This window comes from Vibrio sp. EJY3, from assembly GCF_000241385.1.
Taxonomy (GTDB): Bacteria; Pseudomonadota; Gammaproteobacteria; order Enterobacterales; family Vibrionaceae; genus Vibrio; species Vibrio natriegens.
The window spans coordinates 1,429,617-1,443,167 of sequence record NC_016614.1 but is presented as its reverse complement, the minus strand read 5'-3'; the positions used below and the strand labels follow the sequence as shown (position 1 = coordinate 1,443,167).

The following is a 13,551-nucleotide window of genomic DNA, read 5'->3' as shown; positions in this document are numbered from 1 at the left end:
CTATGACCAGCCCAATAACAGGTCCACACGTTGCTGTTGTCACCCCTTTCGACAGTCAAGGTACATTGGACGAAGCTGCGCTAAGAGCACAAGTTCGCAGACAGCTATCAAACGGTAATAAGATTTTCTGTAATGGAACGAATGGCGAATTTTTTGTCTTGAGTGATTACGAAAAGCGCCGAGTGACAGAAATCTGTCTTGATGAAGCAAAAGATAGCAGCCTGGTTGTTACCCATATTGGTGAAACAAACCTTGCTCAAACCATTCAACATGGTAAAGACGTTGCAGCGATGGGAATTAAGACTGTATCCGTGATTACTCCTTGGTTCTCAGCACTACGTCCACAAGAGCTAGTTCGCTATTTCCAACAAGTTGCAGATGCGGTGCCGGTTCCTATTTACCTGTACAACATTCCTGCTCGCACCGGAAACACGATCACGCCAGAGATTGCTGCCGAGTTAGCGAAGCATCCAAACATTTATGGCATCAAAGACAGCGCTGGTTCTCTAGAAAGTCTGCAGGGATTCCTTGCTGTTAGTGAAGAAGCGGAAAACTTTGATGTACTTACTGGTCCGGACTCTCTGATTCTGACTGGTTACAACCTTGGTGCTGTTGGTTGTATCTCGGGTATCGCGAATATTGTGCCTGAGCTTGTTAACCAGGTTTATCAAGGTTTCGTACAAGACGACCAAGAGTTAGCAAATCAAGCACAAGAAAAGATAAATCATTTACGTGCGACCCTATACCCAATTGCATTTGCGCCTGCTGTTGTTAAGAAAACGATGAATTTACTCGGTGAAAAAGTCGGAGAGAGCCGTTACCCGGTCTATTTCACTCAGGAAGATACCGACAAGATATTGTCTATTGTCAAGGCATAGCCAGACGTATACTTATAATAAGGATCCCCAGTAATGTTTAACAAAAACCTTAAATCTGCACTCAAAACCGCTGTATTGTGTTCAACTCTTGTTGCTGCAGGCGTACAAGCTGCCTCTACCGCAAGTATTATTTCTCAGCCACCAGGCAACGGCTGGTACACGTATGGCACGACATTTTCACAATTAATTCCTCGTGCTACTAACGATGAGTACAAAATCAAACTTATCCCTCGTGGCGGCGGTATGACAAACCCTGTTGTTGTAAACCAAGAGAAAGCTGACTTTGGTTTCGCAACATCTAACGCTGCTGTTTGGGCTCGCGATGGTCTGACAGACATCTATAAAGGCCGCACGAACAAAGAACTGCGTATGGTTCTGGATAATGTTCAACAAGCGTACACCATCACTGTGGCTCGTAAAGCGTGGGTTGATCAAACCGGTAACGATACTTGGGAAAAAATCATCAACGCCGATAAAGTTATTATCGCGATGAAGCCAACAGGTTCTCAGGTTCCTATCATTGCTGATTACATCTTTGAATCTTTAGGTACCGATTTCGAGACCTTAAAGAAAGAAGGTAAGATTGTTCAAATGGGCAGTGGTCAAGCAAGCCAAATGATGCGTGATAACGCAATCGATGTTTATATTGATAACGTTCCAGCGATGCACCCTAACTTGACTGAAATGACACTAACAAGTGATGTAACTTATATCCCTTACTCTGATAAGACGCTTAAAGATTTGGCGAAAGTTGGTCTACCAACGGGCACGATGCCTTCTGGTACTTATGATGGCCAATCGGCAGATTACGTGAACCCAGTTAGTGCTACTGTATTTTTAACTAACTCGAAAGTGAGTGATGACGTTGTTTATAACGTAACTAAATCACTGGTTGAAAATCAGGCTGAAATTAAGAAGTCACACTCACCTCTAAAATTCTGGCACCCAGAAGAGATTGGTCAAGCAGAGCAACTAGTTGAGCTACACCCAGGCGCAGCTAAATATTACAAAGAACAAGGCTGGATTAAATAAGTCTAGTTTGAGTAAGACAGATGTATATATAAATAATATATGCATCTGTTTCTCTAAAGCTTTAATTAAGCTTTGCTTAATGAGTTTAGTAAGTAGGGTATTGTTATGAACTACAAAAACTTTATGAAAGCACTAACTGCGGTAATTGGTATCGCATATATCGTGTTTTTACTTCGACAGTTTTTTTATCCGCTATCACCTTTAACGGCTGCAAGTATTCATGTCTTTACGGCGACAGCTTTAGTTTTATGTTTTCAACCTCTTGAGTTTAAAAACCGCGCGTTTTTATATCTCGGTAGAATAATTAATCTTATTTTTATCGGATTAACATTGTCGGTGGTCTACCACTATTATACGTCAATCCCAAGGTTAGAAACTCGCCTGGAAATGATCGACGATGTATTATTCTCTGATAAATACGCGTTTATCGTTGGCTGTTTGATGCTATTTGAAGCAGTTCGACGTTCAGTAGGCTTCTCTCTTCTCTCTGTTGTTATTGTCTTTGTTGCCTACGGTTTCTTAGGTCCATACTTCCCAGGTTGGACTGCGTTTGAAGGCTTCTCTTTAGATACAATGACAGAGTTAATCAGTATGCAAGCTGATGGTCTGTTCGGTATCACTGCAAGTACCGCTGTTAACTTTGTATTCTTCTTCGTTATGTTTGGTAGTGTGTTCACCATGACTGGCGGCGGCAGCGTATTTATTGACTTAGCAATGAAGGCCACTGCATCTCTGACTGGTGGCGCAGCAAAAATGTCACTACTTGGCTCTGCTTTGTTTGGTATGGTGAGCGGCTCTGCGGTTGCAAATACAACCTCGACAGGTGTACTTACGATTCCTATCATGAAGCGCTCTGGCTACAGTAAAGAGCAAGCTGCAGCAACAGAAGCGATTGCTTCAACAGGTGGTCAGCTAATGCCACCTATCATGGGTATTGCTGCGTTTGTTATGGCTGACATGCTAGGTATTCCATACGCTGAGATTGCTGCTGCAGGTATTATTCCGGCTGCTGCGTTTTACTTTGCACTGTTCATCATCATCGATCTACGTGCGAGAAAAACAGGTACAGGTAATATCTCTAAAGAAGATCTACAATTTGAGCCGATTCTTCCACGCCTGCACTTATTGATCTCTCCAGCGTTCTTGGTGATTGCTCTGATTTCTGGATACTCTGCACCATACGCGGCTTTCATCGGTACGGTGTTTGCTCTGATTGCACCATTATTCAGAAAGCATACTCGCTACAGCTATAAGATTATCTACCCGATGATCATGGATGTGGCTAAGCAAATGTCTTGGGTTTCTGTGCCTCTTGCATCTGTTGGTATCATCATGGTGCTGGCAACTCAATCAAACCTAGCATTTAAATTCGTAGAAATATTGAGTTCTGTCGGTGAGAACAACCTTTACCTATCGCTGGTTATGGTGATTGTTGGTTGTATTATCATGGGCATGGGCTTGCCTACGGTTGCGGCATACATCATCGGTTCAATTATCTTTGCTCCGGCAATGATTTCGATGGGTGTTGATGTGCTGGCTGCAAACATGTTCATCATGTACTACTGCGTACTGTCAATGGTGACGCCACCAGTTGCGCTATGTGCCTATGCGGCATCAGCAATCGGTCATAGTGACTCGTCGAAAACTGGCTTTATCGCATTCTCTTATGCACTGGTTATTTTCTTAGTACCGTTTAGCTTTATTACAGACCCTGTCGTGCTTTGGAAAGGTAGTTGGTATCTCATTCTGATTGCTTTCATGGGTATGCTTATGGCGACATTCTGCTGGGCTGTATTCCTACAAGGCTGGCTGAAGAAAAACCTGAATATTGTGGAAAGATTACTGTTCTTAGTTGCTAGCTTAGGTATTGTGTTAGATAACTCTGCATCACCGTTCTGGTTCTTCTTTATCGGTATGGCGACCATGTTAATTCTATGGTGCTGGAAGTCTTCTGCAAAAAAGGTTAGTTCAGCAACGACCCTCGCATAACTCCTCGGTTACGAATATAGCTCTCTAAAACAGAGAGCTGTATTTACTCAAGTTTTAAATTTTAATTTATAGGGCAAATTCAATGAATCAAGAAGCTATTACTGTAGAACGTGACGGTAAAGTAGTGCCAGTTGAGCATCGTGAGCAATACTATAACGCGATGCTACCTTCAGACTATCCTCAAAACCACGCATCGAATTTGCTTGTTTTACCAAATGGTGACTTGCTATGTACCTGGTTTGCAGGAACTCAGGAAGGGGTGTCTGATATTTCTATTTTGTGTTCACGCTTACGTAAAGATTCGAATGAGTGGGAACCGGCAGTCAAACTGTCTAATGACCCAGAGCGTTCTGAACAAAACCCAGTATTATTCTTGGATCCAGACAACACACTTTGGTTGCTTTGGACAGCTCAACTTGCGGGTAACCAAGATACAGCTATCGTGCGTTACCGTAAGTCTTTTGATTTGGGTGAAACTTGGCAAGATATCGATGTATTAATCGACAAGCCTGGAACGTTTATCCGTCAGCCTATTGTTGTTTTACCTAATGGTAACTGGTTACTTCCAATATTTAACTGCACTATCAAACCGGGCGAGAAATGGGTGGGTAACTACGACACCAGCAGCGTGAAGATCTCGGAAGACAAGGGTCAAACGTGGAGAGACGTAGACGTACCAGAAAGCTTGGGTTGCGTGCACATGTCGGTAGCGCTATTGAAAAATGGCTCTCTAATCGCGGTATACCGCAGTCGTTGGGCTGACTCCATTTACCAAAGCTACTCCCACGATAATGGTGAGACCTGGAGTGCGCCAGTTCCGACTGAGCTGCCAAACAATAACTCTTCGATTCAGCTTACCGCGTTGAACAACGGTGACCTGGCGATGGTCTTTAATAATATGAGTGCAGAAGGTGCAACGGATCGTCGTAGCTCCTTGTATGATGAAATTGAAGACGATAGCGATGCAAAAGAACCTGAAATTATCGATGGAAAAAGTGCATTCTGGGGAGCACCTCGTGCACCAATGTCACTGGCTATCTCTAAAGATGACGGCGCAAGCTGGCAAATCGTTGCGAACCTCGACGAGGGTGATGGCTTCTGTATGACCAACAATTCACAAGAAAAACTCAATCGTGAATTCTCATACCCGACGATTACTCAATCTAGCGACGGCGCGATTCATATTGCCTATACATATTTCCGCCAAGCAATTAAATATGTACGTATCAATCACCTATAAATAGGCGCAACTAAAACGGTAGCCTGATATATCGGGCTACCGGCTATTAAGAGATACTATTATGATATGTGGAAATCTATTATCACTAAACACTGCTGGTTTGCCAAAAACGTTTAAAGATATTTTATCTCATCCAGAATGCTTATTTGATTCGCTTATTCAATCAGATGACGGAAAAATTCAATTATCTGATCAAGAGTGGTTCGTTAATATTGGTCCGGCGCAAACACAAGAACAAGAAGTAAGACACACAGAGTTTCATCATCTGTATGCCGATATACAGGTTGTATTGGAAGGTGAAGAAATTATTAATTACGGTGTTGTTGATTGTTCAGATGAAGAAGCGGAAGAAAAGAAACCGGATTTATTAATTTTAACGAATCCAACGCTGTCTCAATCGGTGCACCTCAAACCAGGTGACTTCGCTATTTTCATGCCAGGTGAGCCTCATCAGGCTTTGTGTATGGTTTCAGAACCTAAGCAAATCCGAAAAGCCGTTTTCAAAGTCCCTCTATCTATCTTGGGAGAATGATCATGAGTCGTCATGCCGTCGTTACAGGCGCAAGCTCTGGTATCGGGCAAGCAATTGCTGAAACGTTACTTTCCGAAGGATGGAAGGTTACTGGGTTAAGCCGTTCCAAAGTTGAACATGAGAATCCTAATTTTGTCAGTCAGACCGTCGATTTGTTTGACACTGACAGCTTAATTAGCTGTCTGGAAACCTTGCCTTCGGTTGATGCGGTTATCCATGCTGCGGGGAAAATGGTGGCAGCCCCTTTAGGTGAGTTGAATATCGAAGAGAGCCAGTCTGTCTGGCACCTTCACGTACACGTAGCAGAAATATTAGCCAACCACTTTGCGACAAAACTGGGCGATGGTGGGCGAATTGTGATTATTGGCAGCCGCACGTCGAAAGGGGTTGCTGGTCGTTCGCAATACGTCGCGACTAAATCAGCTTTATTTGGCATGGTACGCAGTTGGGCTGCTGAATTAGCGCCGAAAGGTATTACCGCCAACATCATTGCTCCTGGCGCGACAGAAACGCCGATGCTGCTAAACCCAGACAGAAAGTCATCCCCACCAAAGCTTCCACCAATGGGGCGATTTATTTCTCCTTACGAAGTGGCAGAGTACGTGAAGTTTATTCTTTCACCGCATGCTAGCGCGATTACAGGTCAGGAACTGGTCATGTGCGGAGGAGCATCTCTCTAGAGGGAGCGGTTCTGCTTAGTCGATAGAATCAAGGTTATGTGGATGTACTTAATAAAAAGCCAGTAGTTTAAAACTACTGGCTTTTGTTTTATGCATCGTACATATCCGCGCTGGAACTTTGAAAATACTAGTCGTGAATAGGCACAACCAGAATATCGACTGGTGACTTATTTATTAGATGACGAGAGTAGGAGATAAGTTTGCTCCACAAATCCTGATGGTGACCACAGATCAGTAAGTCGACTTCTTGCTCTTTTATGGTTGTTTCTAGTTTGTCAGCCAAATCGCCAGTACCCACAAAGAAGTGTTTTAGTGGGTAGTCCATATAATCGCTGAACGTTTTTAGACACTCCATCGAATGCTCATTTAGCGGTACATGATCTGGGTTAGCTTTAATATCCACGAGCTCGCGATAAATTTCACCATGAGTACCATCCACATGGATGAATGAAATGTCGGAGTCGAGGTAGTTTGCCATTTCTACTGCTCTATCAATCAGCACTGTGCTTTCATCAGCAAGTTCTAGTGCGACAAGAATATGTTTGTATTTCATAACCACGCCCTTAAGTGGATTATATTCACCCTAAGCATAGTATGGCTTGACAAAAAATTGTGTCGACAAGATCGCGAAACCAGTTAAAGGTGTAAATAAAGATCAATAAAAGTAATGAGTTGGAGTGATTTGTTAGTATTGACTGTTCGCTCACTAATTTTGGTTTTGACGATGCACTGAGCCTCATGATCGCTGCTTATTCACGGTTTAGTCGGAAAGAGCGTGAGGCGGAGGCACAGAGTGCTTTCATGTGTATAAATATTGAGACAGAAATTGATTTTTGTCGCTGTGTTTACTCTTCACTAGTAAACAGCAAATGAAAATAGACTGGCTTTAAACGGCCAGAGTAGGACCGTTTTTTACACTGACAATCTCATAGGGCATGCAGTTTCATCGCGTGTCCTTATACCAATATGAGTAAGGTTTGGGAGAGTAAAAGTAAATCTGGACTATCGATTCAATACTTTCTTCGCGCTCTACTTCATTGAGACCTATGCTTTGTAACAACGGCAGTGTTTTTCAATAACCTACATCGGTTCACTGTGGCATAGGTTCTATCTAAAAATAATAGGCTTTGTTATGAAAAATCTATCAAAAATCATCGTTGCAGGCTCTCTATTAAGCTGCGCGACGGTTCAAGCAGCTGGTTTGTACTTATACGAAACGAATACAACGGACATCGGTCTCGCATCTGCAGGGATGGCTGCAAGAGCACAGGATGCGTCAGTTATGGCAGCAAACCCTGCTGGTTTGGCAAATGTTTCAGGTCAATCTTTCTCTGGTCACTTAATCAGTCTTTATGGCGATGCACAGCTGGATACATTAGCGGGAGATGCGGGTAACGTAATTGGTTTTGTTCCTATGGGCTCTGCATTTTATAGTCAGAAAGTGAACGAAAAATGGACATTGGGTATCGGTCTATATGGAAACTATGGTCTTGGACTGGGCTACGAAGGGTTGGTGGACAGAACCGTTGCTAAACTAGATATTCCTACCGCGATTACGCAAGCGGTAACTGTCCAGCCGAGTGCTGCTTATCGAATTAATGACCAGTGGTCGGTGGGGGCTGCGCTCGGTGTTCAGTATGGTAAATATCAAGTGGAAGCGAACGCCAGCTCGGCAAATAATAATTTCTCATTCGAAGATGATGATACCGATGTTCAGGTTAATGGTCGCTTTGGGGTTCTGTACGAGTTGGTTCCAGGGACACGTTTCGGCCTATCTTACTCGAGCGAGACGAAGTTTGAGTTTGAAAACTCAGAATCTGTTGCACCTCAACAAGTGATCTTCAGTATTTATCAGCAGATAAATGATAAGTTTGCGTGGATGGGTAACGTGAACTGGCAAGACTGGAGCGAGTACCAAACCACATTGAATGTCGATACTCAGGATACTTATCAGGTCGCTTTTGGTACTCAGTATGAGGTGAATAGCAAAGTGATGTGGAATGCTGGTGTGGCGTTTGATAGCAGCATGTATGAGGATCAGTCGAAGGGGGACATTACTGTTCCTACTGGTGATGCATACCGACTAGGCACAGGCGTTGATTACAAGTGGGACGAGAAAAATACGGTAAGCGTCGCATTTGAAGCTGTCATCATTGACTCGTCGGAATCGACGTTGGCGAATGGTACTAAGCTAGCCGGATACAAAGACCCTACGTTGTACTTCCTAAGCTTCGGCTATAGCTGGAAAAATCAATAATAAGAATTAATCGGTACCCCGAGTTTAGATTAAATAAAAACGCAGTGATTAAGCTGCGTTTTTATTTATAGCTGATTGGGGAGGCTGAAGCTGCGACGAATTAATTGCTCTCTTTCTTTTCTTCCATCGACTTTTGATATTGATGCTTCAGAATATACATACGCTTAACGTCTCGATAACCACCATTAATGAAATACTCTTCAATTAAGTGGCCTTCTTCTATAAACCCACACTTTTTATATAAGTGGATTGCAATTTCATTTTCTACCGCGACCAATAGATAAATTTTACGCAGATTGAGGATAGAAAATGAATAGTCTAACGCTCTGTGTATCATCTCCATGGCGTAGCCACGGCCTTGGTGCTCCGGCGCAATGATGATCTGAAACTCTGCGCTTCGGTGGATGTAGTTTATCTCGATAAGCTCAACTAAGCCGATAACAATACCGTCAATATCCTCTACAACGAAGCGCCTTTCTGCATCGTCATGAATGTGCTTCCGGTACAGTTCCTCTAGCTCATCGTAAGATTCGTAAGGTTCTTCAAACCAGTAAGCCATAATATTGCGGTTGTTATTTAGCTCGTGGATAAAACGAAGGTCCGATCGTTCTAACGCACGCATTTTAAGCCCTTTCGTCATGATACTTCTCCAATGGGAGCAGGTGTTGCTCCTATTCTTATGTGTGAAAATATTAACTTACTATACGGAATTTTATTACTTGTTTTTTTATGATTTAGTGAAGTTTATCCGTGTCGAAAAATAGCAAGGAGCGGGGGGATAAATAGTAAAAAACTTAATCCTAACGACAAAAAAGCTGATTAGGTAAACGATGCTATTTCATATTAAATACCTCGCATTGACTCATTGTCTAAATCTGAATAAAAGGTATTTTATATGTTTTCAATCGGCGAAGAAGTAGTTGCAACTAAGGGTGTTGACCTAGGTAAAATGGTAGTTAGAGGTGTGAGCAGCGGCGGTTATTACACACACGTAAAAGCGGGCGAAGCGACGTTAACATACCCAACTAAAGACCTTAAGAAAGCATAATTGAATCTGCTCATCTCGCTGGTGCCTGAGTAAGTCTGGAGTCAGCGCGAGTAGGGATAAAGGTAGCGTTTTAGGTCGCTACCTTTTTTTATTTTGGGCTTCATGGTTTATTTCAACGCGGTTTCTACCCGTTTCTTTTGCTTTATATAACGCTAAGTCAGCTCTTTTAATCAGTGGCTCAAACGAATTATCAACACTGCACACTTGAGTAACCCCAATACTGGCAGTTATCGGCATTTCAAGGCCAGAGTGTTTCATGACGGTGCTTTCTAGTGCGTTGCGAATGGTCTCTAATGTATCAAGTGCTTCCTGAGATGATCGTCGTCGAAGGACAATCGCAAATTCTTCGCCTCCAACTCGCGCAAGTAAATCGTAGTCACGCAAATGACCCTTTATGGTATTAACTACGTGAATCAGCGATTTATCGCCAGCATCGTGCCCATACTTGTCATTTAACTTCTTGAAGTGATCTAAATCCAGAATAGCTACGTGGAACTTGATTCCCTGAGTACGGTAATCTGAAAGGCGGTTTTCAATCTCACGCATGAACTCTCTGCGGTTTGGTATTCCCGTCAGATCATCCGTTTTCGCAAGATGCTCCATTTTCATGACCTGAATATGTAAAGCGATATTCAATGCAATCCAGTTCGCGATACATTGCAGCTGCGAGGCTTGTTCTTTAGTGTAAAAGTGGGTTTGATTGTGGGCGACATTTAGCGTACCCAAACAAGCCTTGCCGTGCATTAAGGGCGCATCCATACACGTCCCCATTCCGCTTGAAGACAGCATGACACAATCGATTTCATCGGATTGGCTTAAGTCGTCACAAATGATCAATTGCTGAGTATCAAAAGCTCGGCCAACGAAAGACTGGGCAATTGGCACGAGAAAATCTGTCGGGATCGCTTTGTTTCCAGAAAAAGAGTAGACCTTCAAGAAGTCACTATTTTCATACAAAGTAATACTTGCACGATCAGACTCAAAGATTCGGTGAATCCACTCTGCGACGGTATCAAGTACCTGCTGTAAGGTTTGTGACTGAGCCAAAAAGTGAACAAAGCCGATCGGCAAACATATCGGACTTTCCATGTTTTGCGTCGATAGGTCAGTGGGGGCAAATGTTCTTTCAAGTCTCAATAGCCATCTCCTCGGGCATTCCCTTAATATAAACAATAAGTAACGCTTAGATATTTTCAAGAAAAATATTAACGCTGAATAACATGCGATTAATTTGTCGCCTATTTCACCCTAGTGTTAACGCAAAGTGAGAACTAAATCACTTTATCTGGTGATAGGAATTAATAACCCGAAAAATGTATACAGTAGGAGTAGAGTGACTGTAAATACTACTAAGAAGGTAGACGTAGGAGAAATCTTGGATAGCTTAGCGTAAAAAGTGCCCTTGTTAAGGGAGGGAAGGGCACTGCATTTTCGTTGCTAGATGTTTCGGTACTTATACAAAATAAGTTGGCTAATTTGGGCGATGAGTTGCTCTCTTGCCTGAAGCGACAGCTCGGTTTCTGCCAGGTAGATACTGATGTATACCGGTTTATGGTTTTCTTTCCAGATGATGGCGTTAAAGCCAAGTGAACCGTTGCCACCTGCTCCTGAGCGATCGGCAATAGACCAACCCGACGGTAAAACGGAACGCATGAGTGGATCAGACACTTTACTGTCTTGCATCCATATCTTTAATTGAATTCGAGATTCATAAGAGAGCGCATCACCATCGATCAGTGTTTCAAGTGTGTTTACCATAGCGTTAGGCGTTGTCGTGTCATGCTTATCGCCCGGCATAGCTTCGTTGACGCTCGGTTCAGCGCTGTCGAGTCTGGTGGCTTTGTCTCCGATGGTACGCAGGAAAAGCATGACCGACTTAGGCCCGCCGATTTCACTCAGTACGAGATTCGTCGCTGTGTTATCGTTCATCAACATCGCGGCTTCGCAGGCATGCTCGATACGGACATTCTGCCCAGCCAGTTTATCCATGATGGGAGACCACATCACCATATCTCGCTTTTCTACAATCGCGGTGGCATTTTTTTTGAGGATACCGGTATCCATCTCACTCAGCATGGTTGCGCAAGCTAACGTCTTAAAGGTTCCGACTAAAGGAAATCGTTCGTCACCACGATAAGCCCAGTGTTTATCGGTCTGAGTATCCCAGACGGCGATCCCAATGCGTCCGGAGATCTGTTGCTCAAGAAGAGAAACGTCTTCATGTAGTTTCGATGCGTGACTTAAAGGTGAGGCGACCATCAGCGCAAGCAAAAAAAATAACTTTTTCATGAGTGATTATCTTTATTAATTTTTCTGGTTCGCATTGATGCGAAATCAACCGTGACTATAGCGATGGAGTGCGCTAACGACTGTTAAATCCCTGTAGATTTTTTGTAGAATTCCTCTCAAGTGATGCGTTTTTCTCTGCTTTACCTTGGTTTACGTTGCTTTACGTATGGTGCACTAAACTAGAATTGTCGTCAGTGGTGGAGTAGTGAACATGAAAACAGTACGGAATTCTATATGTCTTGTGATTGCAGTCGTTTCGGTCATATGGTGTTTGAGTGAACCACAGCTGCTTTCATCGACGCAGTTTTTCTATTGGCGCTCAGCGCTGATTCAGTATTCTGGTGTTCTATCACTCGCCTTAATGTCTATTGCTATGGTGCTAGCACTGCGCTTACCTGTTGTAGAACAATGGGTGAATGGTATGGATAAAGCCTACCGGGTTCATAAGTGGTTGGGTATTTCGGGGGTGAGTTTAGGTATTGTGCATTGGCTGCTTTATCAAGTGCCCAAATGGTTAGTCCAGTCTGGAATGCTGGAAAAACCGCTTAAACATACCGGGGAAGGGCCTAGTGGGAATAACTTAACCGCGTTGGAATCCTGGATTGTTGACTTGCGTGATGTTGGCCTTAGTCTTGGCGAATGGGGCTTCTATTTATTAGTTGTGCTGTTTGTTATTTCGCTCTGGACTGTCGTGAAGTACAAGCCCTTTAAAGTCTCGCATCGCATGATGGCGGCGGTCTATTTGATGATTGCGGTTCACTCTGTGTTGTTGATCAAGCGAGCCTATTGGGGGGAGCCGATTTTCTATATTTCTATCGCATTCGCCTTAATTGGCTGCGCTGCGGCTATCTATAGCTTGTCGGGTTTAGTTGGCCGAGTTAACCGTCACAATATGAAAGTGAAATCGACGCGCTTTTTCCCACAGGCTCGAGTCATGGAATTAGTACTCACCCCAACAGATTCTTGGCAGGGGCATAAAGCAGGACAATTCGCCTATATACGATTTGGCGATGAAGACCCGCATCCGTTTACCATCGCCTCCGCTAATGGTGAACCAGAGTTACGTTTCTTGATCAAAGAGTTAGGTGACTTTACGACAGATTTATGTGAAAGGGTAAAAGCAGGCGATGAAGTCACTCTGGAAGGGCCTTATGGTCGATTAGAGTTTGATGTATCCAAACCTCAGATCTGGATAGCGGGTGGTGTTGGTATTGCGGTCTTTTTTGCAATACTCGCTTCATTAAAAGAGCGTAAATCGCATCAACCAGTGCATCAATTCTATTGTGCACGCGGATTGGATAGTCAACTAGTGGATGAGTTATGGCGTTGTGCTCATCACGCGGACGTTGAATTGAGTGTTATTGATACTCAGGTTTCGCCAAGACTTAACGCACAACACATCGTTAAGCAGTGTGGTAATTTGGCAGACTATGAGCTTTATTTCTGCGGGCCTGAAGCATTTTCTTCAGCATTGAAGCAACAGTTGATGGAGTATCGATTCGACACCGAGCATCACTATCATGAAGAGCTATTTGTGATGAGGTAAGAATCCGTTTGAAAGAATAAAAGGAGCGGTAATTCGCTCCTTTTGTTTTATGGATGGTCA

The 13,551-nt window shown here is 43.4% G+C and carries 13 protein-coding genes; 9 read left to right on the top strand and 4 right to left on the bottom strand.

Annotated features, from left to right (window positions below; all coding sequences use genetic code 11):
* Nucleotides 1-2 precede the first annotated feature (2 nt).
* The 6 genes from VEJY3_RS22300 (at nt 3) to VEJY3_RS22275 (ending at nt 6,351) form a co-directional block, all read left to right on the top strand.
* Nucleotides 3-878 (top strand): dihydrodipicolinate synthase family protein, encoded by an 876-nt coding sequence (locus VEJY3_RS22300; protein ID WP_014234695.1) that lies wholly within the window; start codon nt 3-5, stop codon nt 876-878.
* A 33-nt stretch (nt 879-911) separates the two neighbouring features.
* Nucleotides 912-1,910, top strand: a complete 999-nt coding sequence (locus VEJY3_RS22295; protein WP_014234694.1) for a TAXI family TRAP transporter solute-binding subunit — start codon at nt 912-914, stop codon at nt 1,908-1,910.
* A gap of 105 nt (nt 1,911-2,015) precedes the next feature.
* Nucleotides 2,016-3,899 carry a TRAP transporter fused permease subunit gene (locus VEJY3_RS22290; protein WP_014234693.1) on the top strand — a complete coding sequence of 628 codons (1,884 nt, stop codon included), beginning with the start codon at nt 2,016-2,018 and terminating at the stop codon, nt 3,897-3,899.
* Between the two features lie 82 nt (nt 3,900-3,981).
* A complete protein-coding gene (locus VEJY3_RS22285; protein WP_014234692.1) occupies nt 3,982-5,139 on the top strand; it encodes an exo-alpha-sialidase in 1,158 nt (385 codons plus the stop codon).
* Between the two features lie 61 nt (nt 5,140-5,200).
* Nucleotides 5,201-5,671: a YhcH/YjgK/YiaL family protein gene (locus tag VEJY3_RS22280; RefSeq protein WP_014234691.1), complete on the top strand. Its 471-nt coding sequence runs from the start codon at nt 5,201-5,203 to the stop codon at nt 5,669-5,671.
* Between the two features lie 2 nt (nt 5,672-5,673).
* The gene (locus VEJY3_RS22275) at nt 5,674-6,351 is read left to right on the top strand and encodes an SDR family NAD(P)-dependent oxidoreductase (RefSeq protein WP_014234690.1); all 678 of its coding nucleotides are present in this window, start codon (nt 5,674-5,676) and stop codon (nt 6,349-6,351) included.
* 127 nt (nt 6,352-6,478) lie between these two features.
* On the opposite strand, the gene VEJY3_RS22270 is transcribed toward VEJY3_RS22275, so the two are convergent.
* Nucleotides 6,479-6,904: a universal stress protein gene (locus VEJY3_RS22270; RefSeq protein ID WP_014234689.1), complete on the bottom strand. Its 426-nt coding sequence runs from the start codon at nt 6,902-6,904 to the stop codon at nt 6,479-6,481.
* Nucleotides 6,905-7,483: 579 nt separating this feature from the next.
* On the opposite strand from VEJY3_RS22270, the gene VEJY3_RS22265 reads away from it, so the two are divergent.
* On the top strand, nt 7,484-8,608 hold the full coding sequence (locus tag VEJY3_RS22265; RefSeq protein ID WP_014234688.1) for an OmpP1/FadL family transporter: 1,125 nt from the start codon (nt 7,484-7,486) through the stop codon (nt 8,606-8,608).
* Nucleotides 8,609-8,708: 100 nt separating this feature from the next.
* On the opposite strand, the gene speG is transcribed toward VEJY3_RS22265, so the two are convergent.
* Nucleotides 8,709-9,248 (bottom strand): spermidine N1-acetyltransferase, encoded by a 540-nt coding sequence (gene speG, locus VEJY3_RS22260; RefSeq protein ID WP_014234687.1) that lies wholly within the window; start codon nt 9,246-9,248, stop codon nt 8,709-8,711.
* A gap of 255 nt (nt 9,249-9,503) precedes the next feature.
* Between speG and VEJY3_RS25880 the strand changes: the two genes are divergently transcribed.
* On the top strand, nt 9,504-9,656 hold the full coding sequence (locus VEJY3_RS25880; protein WP_014234686.1) for a hypothetical protein: 153 nt from the start codon (nt 9,504-9,506) through the stop codon (nt 9,654-9,656).
* 78 nt (nt 9,657-9,734) lie between these two features.
* Here the strand turns inward: VEJY3_RS25880 and VEJY3_RS22255 are convergent, their stop codons facing one another.
* Together VEJY3_RS22255 and blaCARB are read right to left on the bottom strand one after the other, a co-directional pair.
* Nucleotides 9,735-10,793, bottom strand: a complete 1,059-nt coding sequence (locus tag VEJY3_RS22255) for a sensor domain-containing diguanylate cyclase (RefSeq protein ID WP_024372867.1) — start codon at nt 10,791-10,793, stop codon at nt 9,735-9,737.
* A gap of 300 nt (nt 10,794-11,093) precedes the next feature.
* A complete protein-coding gene (gene blaCARB / locus VEJY3_RS22250) occupies nt 11,094-11,945 on the bottom strand; it encodes a CARB/PSE/RTG family carbenicillin-hydrolyzing class A beta-lactamase (RefSeq protein WP_014234684.1) in 852 nt (283 codons plus the stop codon).
* Nucleotides 11,946-12,156: 211 nt separating this feature from the next.
* On the opposite strand from blaCARB, the gene VEJY3_RS22245 reads away from it, so the two are divergent.
* A complete protein-coding gene (locus VEJY3_RS22245; protein WP_014234683.1) occupies nt 12,157-13,491 on the top strand; it encodes a ferric reductase-like transmembrane domain-containing protein in 1,335 nt (444 codons plus the stop codon).
* Nucleotides 13,492-13,551: the final 60 nt, after the last annotated feature.

What these genes read in the sequence shown, in the direction of transcription:
- VEJY3_RS22300 (WP_014234695.1), top strand. Translation starts at nt 3, where the DNA reads ATGACCAGCCCAATAACAGGTCCACACGTTGCTGTTGTCACCCCTTTC.
- VEJY3_RS22295 (WP_014234694.1), top strand. Translation starts at nt 912, where the DNA reads ATGTTTAACAAAAACCTTAAATCTGCACTCAAAACCGCTGTATTGTGT.
- VEJY3_RS22290 (WP_014234693.1), top strand. Translation starts at nt 2,016, where the DNA reads ATGAACTACAAAAACTTTATGAAAGCACTAACTGCGGTAATTGGTATC.
- VEJY3_RS22285 (WP_014234692.1), top strand. Translation starts at nt 3,982, where the DNA reads ATGAATCAAGAAGCTATTACTGTAGAACGTGACGGTAAAGTAGTGCCA.
- VEJY3_RS22280 (WP_014234691.1), top strand. Translation starts at nt 5,201, where the DNA reads ATGATATGTGGAAATCTATTATCACTAAACACTGCTGGTTTGCCAAAA.
- VEJY3_RS22275 (WP_014234690.1), top strand. Translation starts at nt 5,674, where the DNA reads ATGAGTCGTCATGCCGTCGTTACAGGCGCAAGCTCTGGTATCGGGCAA.
- VEJY3_RS22270 (WP_014234689.1), bottom strand. Translation starts at nt 6,904, where the DNA reads ATGAAATACAAACATATTCTTGTCGCACTAGAACTTGCTGATGAAAGC.
- VEJY3_RS22265 (WP_014234688.1), top strand. Translation starts at nt 7,484, where the DNA reads ATGAAAAATCTATCAAAAATCATCGTTGCAGGCTCTCTATTAAGCTGC.
- speG (WP_014234687.1), bottom strand. Translation starts at nt 9,248, where the DNA reads ATGACGAAAGGGCTTAAAATGCGTGCGTTAGAACGATCGGACCTTCGT.
- VEJY3_RS25880 (WP_014234686.1), top strand. Translation starts at nt 9,504, where the DNA reads ATGTTTTCAATCGGCGAAGAAGTAGTTGCAACTAAGGGTGTTGACCTA.
- blaCARB (WP_014234684.1), bottom strand. Translation starts at nt 11,945, where the DNA reads ATGAAAAAGTTATTTTTTTTGCTTGCGCTGATGGTCGCCTCACCTTTA.
- VEJY3_RS22245 (WP_014234683.1), top strand. Translation starts at nt 12,157, where the DNA reads ATGAAAACAGTACGGAATTCTATATGTCTTGTGATTGCAGTCGTTTCG.